The following is a 19,794-nucleotide window of genomic DNA, read 5'->3' on the forward strand; positions in this document are numbered from 1 at the left end:
TAGGGGTATCGCCAAGTGGTAAGGCACCGGGTTTTGATCTCGGCATCCGTTGGTTCGAATCCAGCTACCCCTGCCATTTTCCACCTGTAGATGTACTGTATTAGGGGTATCGCCAAGTGGTAAGGCACCGGGTTTTGATCTCGGCATCCGTTGGTTCGAATCCAGCTACCCCTGCCATCTTACAGTCATCAAATTAGGGGCGTCGCCAAGTGGTAAGGCACCGGGTTTTGATCTCGGCATCCGTTGGTTCGAATCCAGCCGCCCCTGCCATTTTCTCGAAAAAAGACAGAACACTCATTTGCTGTAAGACTGTTAATTTACCTTGACACTTTACCGCAAAAATATTAAAGTTCTGCCGCATTAGGGGTATCGCCAAGTGGTAAGGCACCGGGTTTTGATCTCGGCATCCGTTGGTTCGAATCCAGCTACCCCTGCCATCTATTCCCATATATCCCAACCGCCAAGGGTGCTTCATGCCCAATCTTGTCGTTTTTAGTGGATCTGCGCATCCACAATTCGCTCAAAAAGTCGTAAGTCACTTACATATTCCTCTAGGCGCTGCCTCTGTAGGTCAGTTCTCTGATGGTGAAATTGCTGTCGAGATTACTGAAAACGTTCGTGGTAAAGACGTATTTATCGTACAACCTACTTGTGCCCCAACTAACGATAACCTGATGGAAATCTTGGTGATGGCTGATGCTTTGCGTCGTGCAAGTGCGGGTCGTATTACTGCCGTGATTCCTTATTTTGGTTATGCTCGTCAAGACCGTCGTCCACGTTCAGCACGTGTTCCAATTACTGCAAAAGTTGTAGCAGACATGCTCACTACTGTAGGCGTTGACCGTGTTGTGATGATCGACTTGCACGCTGACCAGATCCAAGGCTTCTTCGATATCCCTGTAGACAACATCTACGGTACACCAGCGCTACTTGCTGACTTGCGTCAACAATCGCATCATAACCTGATGGTGGTTTCACCTGACGTTGGCGGTGTAGTACGTGCACGTGCTGTTGCAAAACAAATGGGCGATATCGATCTTGCAATCATCGATAAGCGTCGTCAAAAAGCGAATGAATCACAAGTGATGCATTTGATTGGCGATGTAAAAGATCGTGATTGTGTCATCGTTGATGACATGGTAGATACTGCTGGTACGTTATGCAAAGCTGCTGATGCATTGAAAACTTTCGGTGCTCGCAAGGTTGTTGCGTATGCAACGCATCCAGTACTTTCTGGTAAAGCGATTGAAAACTTAAAGAATTCTGTGATTGATGAACTGGTTGTGACTGATACCATTCCTCTTTCTGATGAAGCTTTAGCTCTGGGCAAGATTCGCCAGGTTTCAGTAGCCAGCATGGTTGCCGAAACGATTCGTCGTATTAACAACGAAGAATCTATTAGCGCAATGTTCGATTCTTATCTATAATAGAGCGCTGAATTTTCAAAGCCCTGCCATTTGGTAGGGCTTTTACTCACTAGACTGGTCGCAAGTCTGGTTCATTTAACTTAAATAGGATGTCTATCATGGCAAACTTCGTATTAAACGCAGCAGCACGTGAAGAAGCAGTTCAAGGGAAAGGTGCGAGCCGCCGCCTTCGTCTTCAAGCTAAAGTTCCTGCAATCATCTACGGTGGTGAAGCTGCTCCTGTAGCAATTACTGTTGAGCTTCGTCAGCTTGTTAAATTCTTAGAAAACAATTCATTCTTTGAAGAAGTTATCGAAATTGATGTAGACGGTAAAGTTGAAAGCGTTAAAATCCAAGCGTTACAACGTCACCCAGCTAAAAACACACCAATGCACGCTGACTTCAAACGCGCATAAGTGTTAATGGTGTAATTAGTGTCAAATATTTCACTGATTGTTGGTTTGGGTAACCCAGGTTCTGAGTATGCCCAAACCCGCCATAATGCAGGCTTCTGGTTCGTAGAACGCCTTGCAGACCAATATGGCATTACCCTCAAAAAAGACCCGAAATTCAACGGATTTAGCGGTCGTGGCAATATAGAAGGTCAAGACGTCCGTCTTCTTCTACCGACAACCTTTATGAACCTTTCCGGCAAAAGTGTTGTTCCTTTCGCCAAATTCTACAATATCGCACCTGAATCGATCCTGATTGCCCATGATGAACTGGACATGAATCCCGGTGTCATTCGCCTGAAAACTGGCGGTGGTCACGGTGGTCATAATGGTCTACGCGATATCGTGCCGCATATTGGTTCAAACTTCCATCGCCTGCGTATTGGAATTGGCCATCCTGGTGCCAAAGACCGTGTTTCCGGTCATGTGCTCAGTAAAGCACCTAGCAGCGAACAGAATTTAATGGATGATGCAATTTCCCATGCGCTCGCCCGCACAAAAATGCTGGTGAATGGTGAAGTACAGCAAGCCATGAATCAAATCAACGCATATAAGCCGAACTAAACATTCAAAAATTGCTGGACAATTCCGCTTGCCAGAAAGTTTATTTAAGCGCAAAATGCGTTTGCTCGATTGTTCACCATACAGCAAGCAAGATTGATTTAACCAAATGATCAAACTCTTAGGTCAACTCAGGGGACGCTAGCCATGCTATCTCGTTTATTAAAATGCAAAATTCACCGCGCTCACGTTACACATGCAGAACTACACTATGAAGGTTCATGTGCAATTGATGGCGTTTTGATGGATTTGGCTGGCATTCGTGAATACGAAGAAATTCATGTGTGGAACGTGACCAATGGTAAACGTTTTGCAACTTATGCAATTCGTGGCGAAGACAATTCAGGCATCATTTCAGTCAATGGTGGCGCTGCGCATCAAGCCGATGTAGGCGATATCGTGATTATTGCAACCTTTGGCGATTTCACTGAAGCTGAAGCGAATGCCCATCAGCCTCGCTTGGTTTATGCTAACCCAAATAATACAGTCAGCCACACCGCCAACTGTATTCCGGTACAAGTCGCATAATCTGATCAGACCAGATACCCAAAAGCTCGCACATTGCGGGCTTTTTTAATACCCGAATATTGACCTATTTAACTGCCCTCTCGCCAGCTTTTAGAGCTTTCACAGTTTAAGGGTTTTAATTGTTGATCCAGCAAATCAAATAACAAGGCCTTGCCATTTTCCTTCACTTTCAGCTCTGCAAATTTGGCGTTACGATAACAAGGCTCCAGACCCTCGGGGAACATGAAACTGTTAGCAGCAGGATACAAAGCCTCAAAAGTATTGCGTGGGTTTTTCAGCATTAATCGGGCCACACGTTCCGATTGATTGAGTGCACTTCGATCAAAACTGGTTTTAATAACTCTGCGCTGCTGCTCCAGCTGCACATAACTCATTACATGTGATTGATTTTTAAAATCTTCAATCTTTATGTCAGAAACAGGCTGTTCGGAACCATTCCCCGCTGCCACTGCGCTAAAATGCAGATCATAGTTCAGTACCATATAATCCCCTTGCAGGATCGAACGCGGATCGACTGGTGCCAACTCGACAAAGATACTGTCGCTTTTGGCCAGATGCCATTCATGCTGGACAATTAAACCTACGAATAAAGCAATACTAAAAATACTAAGATGCAGTGCCATAAACTTTTTCATCATGAGACCACTCCTGCTTTCAGCTGGAACTTCGGTGAACTCAACACATAAGCCAAAAGCAACACCAGCACACCTGAGGCAAAAATACTGACACTTTTAAATAAAAAACTTAGTCCCAGATTGTAATACAGCAGCCATAACCAGAAGATCAGTAGCAAAATGGTCAAGGCTTGCATCAATCGTTGTTGATTCACCATGGCCCAAGCCATAAACACTAAAATGATAAAAATTTCAAAGTAACCCAATGCAATCAGCAGAATTCCCGCAGCAGGAATGAGCCAGAGTTGAATTCGTGAAAATTGCTTGAGATGAATCCCGACAAAACTCAATAGCCAGAAAGCTGGCAAAATATAGAAAATCATGGCTTCATCTATACCATGTGGCTGCAATTGCTGAGCCACACCAAATTGCAGTAAACATTGAAAAATAGCCGTCACCACCAAAATACTAATCATCCATAAATTCATGCTTTTGGCATAAGCTGAAGCGAGCCAGTATCTCGCAGTAAGCAAAGCTCCTGTCAGAATGCTGTAATTCAGCAGCATGATCCACGTCAGCAGGCGCTGATCCTGAAAAAATGCATGTTGGTCGACCAGAACTGCAATTCCCAGTATATGTGCAAGTAACAACTGCAACAGCACCACCAGCCAATGCATACGACTCATGATAGTCAGCAGCGTAATGCCAACTTGTATCAGCCAAATCAGTAATAGGCTCTCTGTGAGTAATTGGGTATGAATCAATACCGCGGCCTGACCGCACACCCACAAACAATAAGCCAATTGCCGCAGAAAAACTGAGGGCTTGCTACGAATCAACCACCAGGCGACTGCGATAAAAATGACTCCCATCAGAATCGAAAAATTTCCCCAATAGGTCAGCAACAGCATGGCCAAGATCACACCAGCAATCCATGCGCCCAAGGCCAATGGAATGACCGAAAACCGGCTCTTGGGCAACAGCTTGATCAGCAAACCTGTAATAGCTGCAAACCAACTGAATATCAACAAAGCCAATACCAATAAGCCGGCGGCTGAATCCTGTAAATATTGCTCAGTGAGATCAAAAATCAGAATACTAAAACTCAGTGCCAGTCCTGCAATCAGTAAGCTGGTTTCAAGCTGTTGCTTTCGGGTATAGAAATAAGCACTGAATAAAATAGGCAGAACCAGCACCGAAGCCAAATACCAGATCGAATCCGAGTCGACAAACCGGAACATACTCACTACCGAAATGAGTACCACGATGGCGATAAACAGATAGCGCAAAACCGGATAATAACGTAAGGCATAGATCATACTTAGCCCGGTCAAAAGATTCAGACTGAGCAGATAAAGAGTTTCAGCACGCACCAACCAAAAGCTTTGTTTAAAATAAAAATACAGCGCCAGCTGACTGACCACACAAAATAATGCAAAGATCCCAATATTCGGCCGATACAGCCACGGCAGTAGCAGTAAAGCCCAAAGCAGAAATAACTGATAACTGTCAGCACCGGTCTGATAAATCTGTCCAATCACGGCCAGACTTAAGCCGAGCATTAGACCCGATACAGTATCCAGACTTTGTCTTAACTTTTCCCGTGCCGCGAAACGCACACTCAACAATGCCGAACCCAGCAATAAAATTTGAGGAATAAACAGCTGGACAAACTTGGGCAACATCCACCAGTTTGCTGCCAGCAGATACACGATACTGACAGCGATCAGCGCCAGCCCAATGATTTGAAGAATTTGAATCACAGCAGGTTGAATAAATAACAGCGGGGAAAATGGACGATCTGGCGATGGTACTGTTCTGGACATGCTAATCTGTTCAATTTTTATTTGATTTCACCTTAGCATGATTTTTGCAGGATATGCCAGGCAGGAACAGTCCAAGTATGCTGTACATTTTTAAATCAGGATTTGATAAATTCCGTACCCTGCAATCATGAGCAGAATCATGCCGCACAATGCCAGCAAATGTGGATAGAGTCGAGAATGGGATAAGTGGTTGAAACCCAAATACACCACAGACAAAGTCAGAAAATCCAGGAGAATCCAGCTCAAAGTCAAAATAATTAAACTTAAATCAAGATCAGGAGTAATCCCGATAAACTGCGGGAAAAAAGCCGCAAAGAAAATAATGTCCTTCGGATTAGAAATACCAACCAAAAAACCTTGTCGAAAACCACCATGCACAGGAACTAGATTCTCCTGAGCTTGCTCCTGCTGCTTAAAAATAACTTCACGGAAAATCTGCCAGCCCAGATAGCCAATATATAAACAGCCCAGCAGCTTGATCGCATCCAGCCATTGCGCATTAATGACCAACAAACCTTTTAGACTCAATACCGATAAGGCAATTAACACCAGAGAGGCGAAATTGGTACCAAAAATGGTTCTTAAAGCCGCCGCATAACCACCTTTTAAACCGGCACTGGCCACCAGCAACATCACTGGGCCAGGTGTAGCGATCATCACCACAACAGCCAGACAATATAAAAAATATTCACTAATATTCATGCCACCCCTCAGCTATTGTTATTTTTATGCATAAAAAAAGAGGACTTAGTCCTCCTCTTGTATATGAATCAGATGCTGACTGATACCGTCTGCCCGCAGAAAAGCCAGATCATAACTGGCAGTAGCCAAGGCCAAGATCCGGCGCTCAAACTCGTCCCAGAGCGGACGCACCTGCTTATAATGGATGCCCAAACCACTATCGTCGGTAAAATGCCGATTTTTTTCACAGAGCTTTAAAGCATGATACAGCTTGCGCCCTTTGGAAGCATCATCACGCAAGCGCACCCGTTTCGACAGCACAAAGGCCTGCACTTTGACAAGATCGGCATGCGGTAACAATGGCACCAGAATCTGATCCAGCTGTGCATCCAGTCGCTGCCACACAGCTCGATGCTGCTCAGCACTATACGTATTCCAGTGAATCACTTCATGATTAAAACGGCGACAACCACGACATACCGCATCACCAAATACGGTCGAGCAACGCCCTGCACATGGGGTTAAAGACGCAATACGACGATCTGAACTCAAAACACACTCCAAAGATACTGCAACTTTCAGTATCTGCATCACTGCACAAAATCCTGGGCCGGGCATGACTATACACGCTCTCTCCCATGAATTGAAGCCTGTTAAAAGACTTGCGTTTTACTCGCTTATTCACTCGAATCAAGCTAAAATATGCGCCTTTCAAATTATCATGCTACGTTGGAGTATTCCATGAACGCTACTGTAGAACAGCTTGCACCTGTAGAACAGCAAGCGACGACTGGTTGGGTTGTTGCCGCACTTTATCAATTCAAAGAAGTTCAAGATCCTGCTGATCTTCAGCAACGTCTTTTGGACCTGGTAAAATCCATCAACCTTTGCGGTACTCTAATTGTGGCAGGTGAAGGCATTAACGGTACGGTTGCAGGCGACCGTGCATCGATTGATCAAATTCACCAGTTCCTTCTAAATGAAGGTTTTAACGAAATGGAATACAAAGAATCTGACAGTTCTGAAAAGCCATTCCGTAAGATGAAAATTAAATTAAAAAAAGAAATCGTGACTTTAGGCGTGGAAGTAAAACCGCGTGATTTAGTCGGTCACTATCTTGATCCAAAAGAATGGAACGAACTGATTGCACGTGATGACGTGATTCTGGTCGATACACGTAACGATTACGAATACAAAGCCGGCACTTTCAAAGGCGCAATTGACCCGAAAACTGAAAGCTTCCGCGAATTCCCTGAATACGTGAAAAATAATCTGGAACAGCACAAAGACAAGAAGATTGCGATGTTCTGTACAGGTGGTATTCGTTGTGAAAAATCAACCTCTTTACTTCTTCAAGAAGGCTTCACTGAAGTTTATCACCTGAAAGGCGGTATTTTGAAATACCTGGAAGAAACCCCGGCTGAAGAAAGCATGTGGGAAGGTGAATGCTTCGTGTTTGATGGTCGTACTGCCGTAACGCACGGTGTTGAAGAAGGCCAAAACACCAAGTGTCATGCGTGTGGCTGGCCTTTACTTCCAGAAGAAGTTGCCCTCCCAAGTTATGAACATGGTGTCTCTTGTGTGTACTGTATTGACAAAACCTCGGAGAAACAAAAAGAAGGTTTCCGTATGCGTCAATCACAAATTTTAGCAGCAAAACGCAAACGCCTCTAATTTGGCCTTTTGTAATGAAATATATAAAAACCCTCTTCGGAGGGTTTTTTGTTTACATAAAAATCACAACAGTAATAAAACTCTTACCAATTCCTTACCAAGAACCTCATTTTTTTCCAAACAAGATTGTTAGTCTAATGATACGGTGATTTACAAGCTAAGTCTTTCATTATTAACTGAAATTTTTACTTGAAAAGGAATATAAAATGGCAGGCTCACTTGCTCGAGATTCAGACAATCTGGTTCAATTTCAACCAAAAGAAAATATAAAGCTGCAACGACTTCATCAAATTTCTGAAGAGCTTGAACAGCAGTCACATCTGTTCGTCGTTATCTTGGGAACCGTTATTGGCGCAATCTTGGCGCTGTTCATTGGTTACCATATCAATACCAGCATCATGCATTTTATCCTGCTGAGTATTCTGCCGATCTGTTTGGCCTATTTCTTACGTAAAGTTTATATTTATACCCTGACGCATAGCTAATTCTGCCTGATCATTTATATTCCAAGACTTTACCGCACAAAAAATACTGCTTAGGATACAGGCAGTATTTTTTATTTTGCCAATCATATGAATCTGACCGAATGGATTATTTCCGTTATGGAGCAACTGGGCTACTGGGGCATTGCTCTGCTCATGTTCCTGGATAATGTCTTCCCGCCAATCCCTTCCGAAATTATTATGCCTTCCGCGGGCTATTCAGCCTCTCAGGGCGAGTTAATACTCGTCGGGGTAATCATGTCCGGCTGTATCGGCTCCCTGCTGGCAGCCGCCTTGCTGTACTGGATTGGCTATAAATTTAACCATGATTCTATTTTTAAATTTGTCGATCGTTATGGCAAATATTTATTTATTAAATCAGAAGATGTAAAAAAATCATTGAGTTGGTTTGAGCATTATGGTCACCGGATTGTGTTCTTTGGCCGCATGATTCCTGCGGTTCGCTCGCTGATCAGCATTCCTGCTGGCATGAGTCATATGCCCTTCTGGAAATTTATGTTTTATAGCGCACTTGGAACCATCATCTGGACCACATTTTTGGCGTGTGTCGGATTTTATTTTGGCGAAAACCAGCATTTGATGCAGCAAATTTTCAGTAAAGTCAGTTATGTGATTATTGCCATTGTTGTGGTAATTATTATCTGGATTTTTTACCGTAGACAGCAGCGTAAAAATCGTCCATCCTGAGGGAAGATGCCTTAAGGAGATTAAAACGATGTCGCATTATCTAAAATATTTTGCCACCGTTTATCTGACCTTGGTTCTATTGGTAGGCATACTCATCTATGTATTCAATCTGGGCGCCATTCTGCTGATTCCTGCCCTGATTGCTTCTGCCTTTCTCAGTGCCCGATACTTTGTTAAGAAAGAACTTCGTTTGCCGACTCAGCAAGAGAAAAGCAAACTGGTCTGGGGCTCTACTATCATTGCTATGACATTCGGGTTTATCTTTTTAGTAGTGGTCATCTGGATGAACCCGCAGACAGATGAGATTTATAGAACCATCACCTATATAGGAAGAGGAACAAATTCATTCCTGGTGGCTGCAAGTATTGCCTTACATGCCTTACTGTTCCATATCGCCTACAATGCTTATGCACGCTATAGTTTGGCCAAGCGTACAGGCTTGGAAAGAAAATAGGATCGGGCAGCTCTCAAAGATGCAAAAAGGCCAAAGCTAAAAAAAGCACCCTGCGGTGCTTTTTTTATGAATTATTCTGGAGTGTGATACATCAGATACAATTCATTTAAGTTTTCTGGAATTTCTTCTGCAAGCTCGTCCATTAACTGGCCATTGCGACGGAAAGTTTCCATTTGTGGATCTTCATCATCAATGCCGCTGAAGACCATGATTGGCAGGGTTAAATCCACCAGTTGTTCTTCAAATTCTTCAGTAAACCAAGCGTCTTCGTTTAGGAACATGGCGTCTACAAAGCCCACACTCCAGTCACCCAAGCTTGATTCAGTATCTGCTTCTTCAATTTCAAACGGGAACGTAATCCCTTCTTCATTGGCTAAGCTTTGACGAATAGACTCTAACCATGCTTGCACCTGAGTGATGATTTCTGCAGGCACTTTCTTTTGATTACTATCAAAAAGTTCGTCTAACCATTTGTCGAATTTTGGGCCTACTGCAATAGCACATAAGAAACCATGGGTTGCCGCGAAATCTAGACCATGTTCATTTTGGTCACCATCTAGATATTCACTCAACAGGTCTAAATCTAAAGCACTCATCTAACATCCAAACTTAGAAAACCGAAAGGTTTAGCATAGCATTTATTCAGGCTATGCTAAATCCGAATTCGTTAATCTTCGTCGTCAAAATCGTCATCATCGTCGAAGTCATAGTCAAAATCTTTGAGTTCGCGCTCTAAACGACGTTGGGTCAGCAGATCATCGATCAGACGACGTTTTTCCAACGACTCTTTAGCACTGAGCTTGCTAGAAGCCTCATCGAAATTAACATCATCTTCACCGAAGTTATCATCTAGTTCAAAATCTGTAGAAGACACTAAAACTTCCTCATGAGTGAAAAATGTAAAAGGATTTAAGCGCTATTTATCGTGCCTAAAATAACAAGTCAAGTTTTATTTGGATTTTCGTATTTTTAATTTGTAATTAGGGGTTTTTTCTGTCTCAATTGTGTGCCATGATATAATCCACCCTGCGTCCTTATGTTTTTTGATTCTCCTTTTTTGAGTCATAAACAGACACGCATGGGATGAACTTGAAAACAACAAATTCACCCCCATCTTAAATTACTGAATTTCATTTTAAATATTTTATCAGACAGCTTTAATGCTGAATTCACTGATGAAATATGTAGGCTATTCACTAAATTTAACGAGCTTAAATCGTGCAGCATTGTACGGTTTTTTACTGCCACAGATTCAACGAAGAGTAAGCAAAAGATGAGCGATATGACTTCCCCTACTTCTCAAGTAGCGGCTCTGATTAGCCGAGGCAAAGAACAAGGTTATTTAACCTTCGCTGAGGTTAACGATCATCTGCCGGACTCCATCACAGAAAGCGAGCAGATTGAAGACATCATTCAGATGCTGAATGACGTTGGTATTCCGGTACATGATCGCGCGCCTGAATCTGATGATACGATGTTCGAAGATACTGCAGAAGCGGCGGATGAAGTTGCAGAAGAAGAAGCTGCAGCCGTACTTGCCTCGGTAGAAAACGAGCCAGGTCGTACCACTGACCCTGTACGTATGTATATGCGTGAGATGGGTACAGTAGAACTTCTGACTCGTGAAGGCGAAATCAGCATCGCAAAACGCATCGAAGAAGGTATTCGTGATGTTTTGCACTCGATTGCTTACTGGCCGAATGCGGTAGAAGTGGTACTGCAAGAATACAAAGATTATGAAGCGGGTGAACGCCGTCTTGCTGACCTTTTATCAGGTTATTTAGATCCTGAATCAGATGAAGAAATTCCTGAAGTTCTAGAAGAAGAAGCGGTTCTTGCTGAAGATGAGACTGACTCGAAAAAATCGACCAAAGATGTAAAACTGGACGATGATGAAGAGGAAGAAGAAGCAGATTCTGATGATGAATCAGAAGCAGATTCTGGTCCAGATCCTGAAATTGCTAAAGCGCGTTTCACTGAACTGGAAAATGCGTGGCTGAATACCAAAGCAACCATTGAAAAACATGGTCGTGACAGCAAACAGGCTGAAGAAGCTCTTCAGGCACTTGCAACTGTATTCATGATGTTCAAATTTACCCCGCGTCTATTCGATATCATTTCTGAAATGATTCGTGGTACCCATGACCAGATTCGTGGTGCAGAACGTGAAGTGATGCGCTATGCAGTACGTCGTGGCCGTATGGATCGTACCCAGTTCCGTACCAGCTTCCCGGGTCAGGAATCGAATCCAGCCTGGTTAGATGAGCAGATTGCGAAAACACCTGCAGACCAGAAAGCTTATCTGGAAAAAGTACGTCCAGACGTATTGGCCTTCCAGCAAAAAATTGCCGATATCGAGAAAGAGCTTGGTCTTGATGTAAAAGGTATTAAAGACATTGCCAAACGTATGGCTGTCGGTGAAGCCAAAGCACGTCGTGCCAAGAAAGAAATGGTTGAAGCGAACTTACGTCTGGTCATTTCGATTGCGAAGAAATATACCAACCGTGGCTTGCAATTCCTGGATCTGATTCAGGAAGGTAACATCGGTCTAATGAAAGCCGTAGACAAGTTTGAATACCGTCGTGGTTATAAATTCTCGACTTATGCCACTTGGTGGATTCGTCAGGCGATTACCCGTTCGATTGCGGATCAGGCACGTACCATTCGTATTCCGGTACACATGATTGAAACGATCAATAAGATCAATCGTGTATCTCGTCAGCTTCTACAGGAAATGGGACGTGAACCGACGCCTGAAGAACTGGGTGAACGTCTGGAAATGGACGAAGTTAAAGTACGTAAAGTACTGAAAATCGCCAAAGAACCGATTTCGATGGAAACACCAATCGGTGATGATGAAGATTCGCATCTGGGTGACTTCATTGAAGACAGCAACATCACGTCACCAATTGATGCTGCAACGTCTGAAGGCCTGAAAGAAGCAACACGTGAAGTTCTGGAAAACCTGACTGAACGTGAAGCCAAAGTCCTGAAAATGCGTTTTGGTATCGACATGCCGACTGACCATACTCTGGAAGAAGTGGGCAAACAGTTTGACGTGACCCGTGAACGTATCCGTCAGATTGAAGCGAAAGCACTGCGTAAACTTCGCCATCCATCGCGTTCAGAACACTTACGTTCATTCCTTGAGAATGATTAAGATTTGATGCTTGATGTGGGGACTTGAAATTTGATCATCAGTCTCCATTTAAGTAGCCAAGACAGACCCAAACGCCTGCATGATCGCAGGCGTTTCAAATCAGGGGGACTACCATGTTAGACCGTACACCATCTCGTGAACTTCAAGAACATCTTTGGGTTTTCCCTATGGATTATCCGATTAAACTGATTGGCCTTGCGGGCGATGAATTGCGTCACGCTGTCATCGACATTTTTCTAAAACATTTTCCAGATTTTGAAGGTGATAGCGTAAGTATTACACCATCACGTACTGGCAAATATCACTCCATTACCGCACAACTGCGCTTTCTGGAGCTGGAACAGGTGCATGCAGTGTATGCAGATTTGGCCGCCTGCCCGCTGATTAAAACTGCATTGTAATCGAAAATACAAAAGACACGCTTCCGGGCGTGTTTTTTTATGCCTGTACAATGACTGAGCTAGCGCTTAAATATTGCAGATCTCGCCCCTATTTCATGCCGAAGCCATTATAATTATGATCAGTTTTTATAATTACTAAGGACACTCCCTGTGACTGATGTGCTGCAAAAGCCCGAGCTGATCATTCGTCAATATCACGACCTCACACCTTATGAAGATCGTTTTCTGGAAATGAAAACATTTACGGAAACCCGTGATGAACATAGCCCGGATCAATTGTGGATTTTGCAACATCAGGATGTACTGACTCAAGGTCAGGCAGGCAAACCGGAACATATTTTAATACCAAGCAATATCCCGGTGATTCAGACCGATCGTGGTGGTCAGGTGACCTGGCATGGTCCCGGTCAATTGGTGGCTTACTTCATGTTTGACCTGAATCGTCTGGGCTGGAATGTGCGCACGCTGGTGTCTTATGCTGAAAACCTGATGATTGACTTGCTGAAAAAATATGGCATTGATGCCTATGCCAAACCGGATGCACCCGGGGTATATGTGTCTGAGCGAAAAATTGGCTCACTCGGTTTTAAAATTCGTAAAGGCCGTAGCTACCATGGTCTGTCCTTAAACCTGGATTGTGACCTGAGCGGATTCAACACCATCAATCCTTGTGGCTATGCAGGACTGGAAATGGTACGCATGAGTGACCTGCTCGAACAACCACCCCAGTTTAGCCAGTTGTGCACTGAAATTATTGAAACTTTGCGCCACAGCGGGTACTTTAAGCAAATAACTGTCGAGCAAAGATAAAGCCTTTGCATTTCAACCCCAAATAAATTAGAGTATTTACTCTAAACTAATAATATTGAGATAGGGATCATCACGTGATTGCGACTAAATCCGTAAAACCCGCTTTGCAGCTTGCCTATGTCAAACTCATGATGGATGTGATTGGCCGAGGTCTGGTCATGGCAAGTCAGGTGGATAAAGAAATCAAACAGGAAGTGGCCCATTTTCCAGAAAATTTTACTCTTTCCATGAAAGTCTTTCCGCATGGCCCGGCCTTTGTAGCGCGAGTCACTGAGGACAAACAACTGGAACTGGTTAAAAATCTGGAAAAAGCACCTGATTTGATCATTACCTTTAAACATCTGCACCATGCCTTTTTGGTGTTTTCTTTTCAGGAAAGTACCTCACAGGCTTTTGCCCATGACCGTATGATTGCTGATGGCGATATTTCCAATGCCATTCGCCTCGTTCGCTGCCTGAATAAAATGGAAGCACTGATTTTGCCGAAAATGGTGGCACAACTGGCAGTGAAAGAATATCCAAGCAATCTAAGCCTAAAAGAAAAACTAAGCGAAGCGAGCAGTATTTATCTGAAAATCGCTCAATCCTATTTGAAACGGAGTGTATAACATGGCTAAACCTTATTATGAATTTTTCTGTCCGGTCAAAGTGATTGCCGGTCATGCCGCGTTAGAACATATTCCGTTTGAACTTGCGACTTTAGGGGCCAAACGTCCGCTCATCATTACCGACAAAGGCGTCCGTGCCAACAATTTGTTGGCACCAATTGAAGCTGCATTTGAAATGGCAGATGCTGCAATTGTAGCGATTTTTGATGATGTACCACCCGACTCTAGCTTGGGTACAGTGCGCAGTGCGGCAAAGCTGTATCGCGAAAATCATTGCGACGCGATCATTGCTGTGGGTGGTGGTTCAGTCATTGATACCTCTAAGGCAACCAATATTCTGGTATCGGAAGGCGGTGATGACCTGCTGAAATATTCGGGTGCACATAACTTGCCTAAACCGCTGAAACCGTTCTTTGTGATTCCAACCACATCTGGTACAGGTTCAGAAGTGACCATGGTCGCTGTCGTGTCGGACACTGAAAAGAACGTCAAAATGCCGTTCGCCTCTTATTATCTGATGCCGCATGCTGCGATTCTGGATCCCCGCATGACCCAGACCTTGCCGCCACATTTAACTGCCATGACCGCAATGGATGCTATGACCCATGCGGTCGAAGCTTATACCTGCATGGCAGCCAATCCGATTTCGGATGCTTATGCCACCGCCGCAGTCAAAAAGATCAGTACCCACCTATTTAATGTGCTGGATAACCCTTCCGATGCACAAGGCCGTCTGGAGCTGGCACAGGCATCGACCATGGCGGGAATTGCATTTTCCAACTCGATGGTTGGCATTGTGCATTCACTGGGGCACTCATTGGGTGCAGTGGTACACCTGCCGCATGGTTTATGTATGAACTTATTCCTGCCTTATGTGCTGGAATACAACAAAGAGGTCAATGGCGATAAAATTGCAGATCTGCTCCTGCCTTTGGCGGGTGCCGATATTTATGCACAAACGCCAGCGCATCTACGTGCTGACAAAACCATTGCGACGATTCTGACCATGCGTGACCGGATTTACAGTCTGACCAAATTACCACGCACATTACGTGAAACCGGTAAGATTTCTGAAGCCCAGCTCGATGAAGTGGCAGAGAAAGCCCTGAATGATGGTTCCATCATTTATAACCCGAAAGAAGCCACCCTAGAAGATTTAAAATCTATCTTAAAAAAGGCTTGGTAATTACTGAAAAATAAGCCAATATAGCCGAAATTCCAGCCTGATGTTTTTTTAAACATCAGGCTTTTATCTTGCATAAGAAAAAATTCGATTTCTTTTTTGAATGGCACATTTTATGCAGGACAAAAGTCAAAAAAATAGCTAGCAAAAGCCGTTCTTTTCAAGTAGATTGGCGGACTTTTATAGAAAACTGTAGGGGGGATCGTTCGTCTCAAACGATCCTTATAAATATGACTGATCCTTGATCAACGATTAAGAGGATAACGCCGTTGACTAATATCTCTGGGACTCAATCGGCAGCTAAACTGCAAAAAACGCTGGGACTCTGGCACATCATTATTATTGGTTTAGCTTATATTCAACCCATGACCTTGTTCGATACATTTGGTCTGGTATCTGAAGAAAGTAACTTCCACGTTCCTACCTCTTACATTTTTGCACTGATTGCAATTTTGTTAACCTCCTTGAGCTATGGTCATATGATTCGTCGCTACCCTTCTTCGGGTTCGGCCTATACCTATGCGCAAAAATCCATCCACCCGAACGTAGGTTTCATGGTGGGTTGGTCATCCTTGCTGGATTACCTGTTATCGCCAATGGTCAATATCATTCTGGCTGTGATTTATCTGGAAGCACTTTTCCCGGATATGAACCATTGGGTTTGGGTCATTGGTTTAACCGCCTTTATGACTGCAATTAACCTTCGTGGTGCGAGATTTGTTGCCAACTTCAACAGTATGATTGTATTCGTACAATTGGGCGTCATTGCATACTTCACCTGGATGGTTTACCAACTTCTGGAAGGTGGTGTAAATGCAGACGGCACACTGGTCAATGCAAAGTATCAATTGTGGAGTTTAGAGCCATTCTGGAATGAGTTTACGTCTGTTGCTGCCCTGATTACCGGTGCAACCTTACTGTGTTTCTCATTCACAGGCTTTGACTCTTTAAGTTCTCTTGCTGAAGAAACCAAAGATACTGAGAAAACCTTACCTAAAGCGATTTTCTTGACTGCATTATTGGCAGGTATCATCTTCATCATCAGTACTTACTTTATGCAGATCTTCTTCCCGAATGATCCAAAAACTTACTTTGAAGATATCGCTGCAACACAGCCGGATATTTTACAAGCTGTAGGTGGCGTGGCGTTTAAGACAGTCGTACTTTACTTCGCAATTGTGACAGTCATGGCTTCTGGTATTTCAGCACATGCGGGTGTATCACGTCTGATGTACGTGATGGGTCGTGATGGCGTGATCAACAAGAAGATCTTCGGTCATATTAGCCCGAAAAACTACACACCTTCCTACAACATCCTAATCGCTGGTGCAGTGGCTTTAACTGCTGGCTTTATGGATCTTGACTTTGTGGTGTCTTTGATCAGCTTTGGTGCCTTAACTGCATTCAGTTTCGTCAACTTGTCAGTGATTTCACGTTATGCATTACGTGATGGTCGTACCAAGAGTGCTAAAGAGATCATGAACTTTGTCGTTGTTCCTTTACTTGGCTTCATTTCAGTATTTGCATTGTGGCTAGAAGTCGATGAAGCTTCGCTTAAATACGGTCTGATCTGGGCATTTGGCGGTATCTTGTACTTGGGCTATAAAACTAAAGGCTTCAAGCACCCAGCTCCTCAGCACAATGAATTTGACGATAAATAATATCGTTTCAATTCAAATAAAAAAGGCGCTTCATGCGCCTTTTTTATGTCTGTCATGTTTTGATTTTACTAATGTAAATAACAATCAAAACCCATCTGGGTATTGACCCGATTATTTTCATAACCCAGTTTCTCAATAAACAGACTGCGATTAGACAATAACTTTTGCTCTTCCGGACCTAAACGGGCTTTATTCTTGATAGCCAGTTGATACATTTCATCCACGACATCCTGAAAAATATCACAGACTTCCTCACGCTTGGCGGGCTTTAATTTACGCCCTCGCCAGGTCCATTGAAAATCATCTGCATCCAAGCTCTGCCCCCATTTTTCAATACGCGTATCTAAGCGTTTTTGCATGTTGAGCAAACCCTGCTGTATTTCCGCTTGAGTAATGGGTTGAACTTCCTTTGTTGCCGATGTGGCAGCACTGCCCTCTTCCGCATTCACGGAAGCCGCAACAGTTCCAAGACAACATACGATGACAAGTTTTACTAGAGGCTTCAAAGCTGCACCTTTTGTTATATTTGATAAAGTTATAAATTCAAGCATACAACGAAGTGAAAAGCAGTTTATCTATTTGTTACACAAAATAAAAAAGCCACCCAAAGGCAGCTTTTAGAATCATCACAAATTTCAGCTTAAAGCGTTTTAAAACCTTGCTGACGCCAAGCTTCGTAGACAATTACTGCAGTGGCATTCGACAAGTTCAAACTTCGGGAGTTTTCTGCCATCGGTAAACGAATCCAGTGCTTTTGCGGAAACATCATACGAACATGTTCAGGCAGACCACGAGTTTCCGGACCCATTAACAAGGCCACAGGACAGTTTAAATCCGAAGTATGCGGTGTTTCAGAACCTTTGGTGGTCAATGGATAGATTGCATCCAGCCCAATGCCTTTGCTTGCCAAATCGGCCAGACAGTCTTCGATGTTTTCCCAAATCTGCATATTGGCATATTCGTGATAATCCAGACCGGCACGTTTCAGCTTTTTGTCATCCAGCTCAAAACCCAGCGGCTTGACCAGATGCAACTGTGCTCCGGTATTCGCACATAGACGAATGATATTGCCTGTATTTGCAGGAATTTCAGGCTCATATAAAACAACGTGGATCACAGCTTACTCACTCAATATATTTAATTCAGACAGGACATTCGTCTTGCGCTCGGGCAAAGCAGTGCTTTGCTTATCCTCGCTCATGCCATTGCAATTGTTCACGTAAGCGTACAACTTCACCAATAATGGTCAAAGTTGGGGCTTGAATCTGATGTTCGGACACTTTGGATGCAATATCGGCAAGCGTTCCTACTACAACTTTCTGTTCAGGCGTCGTACCTTTAGAAACCAAGGCCACTGGCATGTCGGCTCGCTGACCATGAGCGATTAATTCTGCACAGATTTTCTCCAGTCCCACCAGCCCCATATAAAGCACCAAGGTCTGGTTTTCATAGACCAACTCACTCCAAGGCAATTCTGGCGAACCTTCTTTTAAGTGACCGGTCAGAAAACGCACACTTTGCGCATAATCACGATGGGTTAATGGAATACCGGCATAGGCTGAACATCCTGAAGCTGCGGTAATCCCTGGAACCACCTGGAAAGTAATTCCAGCAGCAAATAGCTCTTCAATCTCTTCACCGCCACGCCCGAAGATAAATGGATCACCGCCTTTCAGACGACAAACCCGCTTTCCTTCACTGGCATATTTCACCAACAAGGCATTAATTCCATCTTGCGGAACCGCATGATTGGAACGTGCCTTACCCACATAGATCTTTTCCGCATCACGGCGGCACAGCTCCATAATTGGCGCTGAAACCAGTCGGTCGTAAATCACCACATCCGCTTGCTGCATCAAACGTAAGGCTTTTAAGGTCAACAGCTCTGGATCACCCGGACCCGCACCGACCAAGTAGACTTCACCTTTCGGCTTTTGCCATTCTTGTAAGGCTTGCTCGATCAGGCGATCTGCTTCCGCGATATTGTCGTTAAACACCTGCTCTTTTAGCGGACTGGCATATAAATCTTCCCAGAAAATACGGCGTTCATCCGGATTGACAATTTTAGCCTTAACCGCACTGCGCCATTTTCCTGAAAATTCAGCCAACTTGCCCATTCCATGCGGAATAGCGGCTTCTAACTGAGTACGGATCTGTCGCGATAATACCGGCGACGTACCATTTGATGCGACCGAAATGACCAATGGCGAACGGTCAATAATCGCTGGCACCATAAAGCGGCAATGCGGCGGATCATCAACGCTATTGACCAGAACATTTTCCGCTTCACACAATTCAAAGACCTGACGATTGGTCTCTGCATCATCAGTCGCCGCAATCACCAGTCGATATGAACGTAACGCAACTTCAGGATGAAAAGCCGCCTGCACATATTGTCCTTGGCTATTTTGCACAATTCTCAACAGACTCTCTTCAATTTCAGGCGCAATCACATGAATGATCGCACCTGCTTTTTGAAGTAAAAGTGCTTTACGGTATGCAATATGTCCACCACCGACAATCAGACAAGGTTGCTGTTGCAACTTTAACGAGATTGGAAAAATATCCACGAACTACCTCAAAAT

Annotated in this window: 23 protein-coding genes and 4 tRNA genes; 18 read left to right on the forward strand and 9 right to left on the reverse strand. The window is 43.9% G+C overall.

The features are described from left to right. Position 1 precedes the first annotated feature (1 nt). The 8 genes from F891_RS11230 to panD all read left to right on the forward strand — a co-directional run bounded on the left by F891_RS11230 (position 2) and on the right by panD (position 2,947). A tRNA-Gln gene (locus F891_RS11230) sits at positions 2-76 on the forward strand. A gap of 26 nt (positions 77-102) precedes the next feature. Next, positions 103-177, forward strand: a tRNA-Gln gene (locus F891_RS11235). 18 nt (positions 178-195) lie between these two features. Then, positions 196-270, forward strand: a tRNA-Gln gene (locus F891_RS11240). A 92-nt stretch (positions 271-362) separates the two neighbouring features. Beyond that, positions 363-437: transfer RNA gene (locus tag F891_RS11245), tRNA-Gln, on the forward strand. 36 nt (positions 438-473) lie between these two features. Beyond that, positions 474-1,427, forward strand: a complete 954-nt coding sequence (locus F891_RS11250; RefSeq protein WP_004280601.1) for a ribose-phosphate pyrophosphokinase — start codon at positions 474-476, stop codon at positions 1,425-1,427. A gap of 98 nt (positions 1,428-1,525) precedes the next feature. Beyond that, positions 1,526-1,822 (forward strand): 50S ribosomal protein L25, encoded by a 297-nt coding sequence (rplY, locus tag F891_RS11255; RefSeq protein ID WP_004645781.1) that lies wholly within the window; start codon positions 1,526-1,528, stop codon positions 1,820-1,822. A gap of 18 nt (positions 1,823-1,840) precedes the next feature. Beyond that, positions 1,841-2,422 (forward strand): aminoacyl-tRNA hydrolase, encoded by a 582-nt coding sequence (gene pth / locus F891_RS11260; protein WP_004645783.1) that lies wholly within the window; start codon positions 1,841-1,843, stop codon positions 2,420-2,422. A 144-nt stretch (positions 2,423-2,566) separates the two neighbouring features. Further along, positions 2,567-2,947, forward strand: a complete 381-nt coding sequence (gene panD, locus F891_RS11265; RefSeq protein WP_004280606.1) for an aspartate 1-decarboxylase — start codon at positions 2,567-2,569, stop codon at positions 2,945-2,947. A 68-nt stretch (positions 2,948-3,015) separates the two neighbouring features. Here the strand turns inward: panD and F891_RS11270 are convergent, their stop codons facing one another. From F891_RS11270 to F891_RS11285, 4 genes are all read right to left on the reverse strand, one after another. Further along, positions 3,016-3,582 (reverse strand): GDYXXLXY domain-containing protein, encoded by a 567-nt coding sequence (locus F891_RS11270; RefSeq protein WP_034439601.1) that lies wholly within the window; start codon positions 3,580-3,582, stop codon positions 3,016-3,018. Next, positions 3,582-5,387 (reverse strand): DUF2157 domain-containing protein, encoded by a 1,806-nt coding sequence (locus F891_RS11275; protein ID WP_004731888.1) that lies wholly within the window; start codon positions 5,385-5,387, stop codon positions 3,582-3,584. Before F891_RS11275 ends, F891_RS11270 begins: the two co-directional genes overlap by 1 nt. A 90-nt stretch (positions 5,388-5,477) precedes the next feature. Next, positions 5,478-6,089 carry a LysE family translocator gene (locus tag F891_RS11280; RefSeq protein ID WP_004280611.1) on the reverse strand — a complete coding sequence of 204 codons (612 nt, stop codon included), beginning with the start codon at positions 6,087-6,089 and terminating at the stop codon, positions 5,478-5,480. A 45-nt stretch (positions 6,090-6,134) separates the two neighbouring features. Continuing rightward, positions 6,135-6,620, reverse strand: a complete 486-nt coding sequence (locus tag F891_RS11285; protein WP_005252584.1) for a DUF1289 domain-containing protein — start codon at positions 6,618-6,620, stop codon at positions 6,135-6,137. A gap of 189 nt (positions 6,621-6,809) precedes the next feature. On the opposite strand from F891_RS11285, the gene F891_RS11290 reads away from it, so the two are divergent. The 4 genes from F891_RS11290 (at position 6,810) to F891_RS11305 (ending at position 9,386) form a co-directional block, all read left to right on the forward strand. Next, the gene (locus tag F891_RS11290; protein ID WP_004645789.1) at positions 6,810-7,742 is read left to right on the forward strand and encodes an oxygen-dependent tRNA uridine(34) hydroxylase TrhO; all 933 of its coding nucleotides are present in this window, start codon (positions 6,810-6,812) and stop codon (positions 7,740-7,742) included. A gap of 206 nt (positions 7,743-7,948) precedes the next feature. Continuing rightward, on the forward strand, positions 7,949-8,227 hold the full coding sequence (locus tag F891_RS11295) for a hypothetical protein (RefSeq protein ID WP_004280617.1): 279 nt from the start codon (positions 7,949-7,951) through the stop codon (positions 8,225-8,227). A gap of 87 nt (positions 8,228-8,314) precedes the next feature. Further along, a complete protein-coding gene (locus tag F891_RS11300) occupies positions 8,315-8,932 on the forward strand; it encodes a DedA family protein (protein ID WP_004731893.1) in 618 nt (205 codons plus the stop codon). Positions 8,933-8,960: 28 nt separating this feature from the next. Continuing rightward, positions 8,961-9,386 (forward strand): ABZJ_00895 family protein, encoded by a 426-nt coding sequence (locus F891_RS11305; protein ID WP_004731895.1) that lies wholly within the window; start codon positions 8,961-8,963, stop codon positions 9,384-9,386. Positions 9,387-9,457: 71 nt separating this feature from the next. On the opposite strand, the gene F891_RS11310 is transcribed toward F891_RS11305, so the two are convergent. Continuing rightward, complete coding sequence (locus F891_RS11310) at positions 9,458-9,982, reverse strand: YecA/YgfB family protein (RefSeq protein WP_004280621.1); 525 nt, start codon at positions 9,980-9,982, stop codon at positions 9,458-9,460. 71 nt (positions 9,983-10,053) lie between these two features. Beyond that, positions 10,054-10,260 carry a PA3496 family putative envelope integrity protein gene (locus F891_RS11315; protein ID WP_004280622.1) on the reverse strand — a complete coding sequence of 69 codons (207 nt, stop codon included), beginning with the start codon at positions 10,258-10,260 and terminating at the stop codon, positions 10,054-10,056. A 351-nt stretch (positions 10,261-10,611) separates the two neighbouring features. Here F891_RS11315 and rpoD point away from each other — a divergent pair, with 351 nt between their 5' ends. From rpoD to F891_RS11345, 6 genes are all read left to right on the forward strand, one after another. Next, positions 10,612-12,546 carry an RNA polymerase sigma factor RpoD gene (rpoD, locus tag F891_RS11320; protein WP_224215688.1) on the forward strand — a complete coding sequence of 645 codons (1,935 nt, stop codon included), beginning with the start codon at positions 10,612-10,614 and terminating at the stop codon, positions 12,544-12,546. Positions 12,547-12,659: 113 nt separating this feature from the next. After that, a complete protein-coding gene (locus F891_RS11325) occupies positions 12,660-12,947 on the forward strand; it encodes a YbeD family protein (RefSeq protein WP_004280625.1) in 288 nt (95 codons plus the stop codon). Between the two features lie 150 nt (positions 12,948-13,097). Further along, positions 13,098-13,757 (forward strand): lipoyl(octanoyl) transferase LipB, encoded by a 660-nt coding sequence (lipB, locus tag F891_RS11330; protein WP_004731898.1) that lies wholly within the window; start codon positions 13,098-13,100, stop codon positions 13,755-13,757. Positions 13,758-13,831: 74 nt separating this feature from the next. Continuing rightward, entirely contained in the window at positions 13,832-14,365 is a 534-nt protein-coding gene (locus F891_RS11335; RefSeq protein WP_004280628.1) for a hypothetical protein, read from the forward strand. Between the two features lies 1 nt (position 14,366). Next, on the forward strand, positions 14,367-15,551 hold the full coding sequence (locus tag F891_RS11340; protein ID WP_004280629.1) for an iron-containing alcohol dehydrogenase: 1,185 nt from the start codon (positions 14,367-14,369) through the stop codon (positions 15,549-15,551). A 266-nt stretch (positions 15,552-15,817) separates the two neighbouring features. After that, positions 15,818-17,209 (forward strand): APC family permease, encoded by a 1,392-nt coding sequence (locus F891_RS11345; RefSeq protein WP_004731900.1) that lies wholly within the window; start codon positions 15,818-15,820, stop codon positions 17,207-17,209. Between the two features lie 68 nt (positions 17,210-17,277). Here the strand turns inward: F891_RS11345 and F891_RS11350 are convergent, their stop codons facing one another. From F891_RS11350 to cysG, 3 genes are all read right to left on the reverse strand, one after another. Then, on the reverse strand, positions 17,278-17,760 hold the full coding sequence (locus tag F891_RS11350) for a hypothetical protein (RefSeq protein WP_004731902.1): 483 nt from the start codon (positions 17,758-17,760) through the stop codon (positions 17,278-17,280). Between the two features lie 89 nt (positions 17,761-17,849). Beyond that, the gene (locus F891_RS11355; protein WP_004731903.1) at positions 17,850-18,326 is read right to left on the reverse strand and encodes a tRNA (cytidine(34)-2'-O)-methyltransferase; all 477 of its coding nucleotides are present in this window, start codon (positions 18,324-18,326) and stop codon (positions 17,850-17,852) included. A 70-nt stretch (positions 18,327-18,396) separates the two neighbouring features. Next, positions 18,397-19,779, reverse strand: a complete 1,383-nt coding sequence (cysG, locus tag F891_RS11360) for a siroheme synthase CysG (protein WP_004731906.1) — start codon at positions 19,777-19,779, stop codon at positions 18,397-18,399. Positions 19,780-19,794: the final 15 nt, after the last annotated feature.

Origin of the sequence: Acinetobacter sp. CIP 101966 (assembly GCF_000369725.1) — a bacterium.
GTDB lineage: Bacteria > Pseudomonadota > Gammaproteobacteria > Pseudomonadales > Moraxellaceae > Acinetobacter > Acinetobacter lwoffii_Q.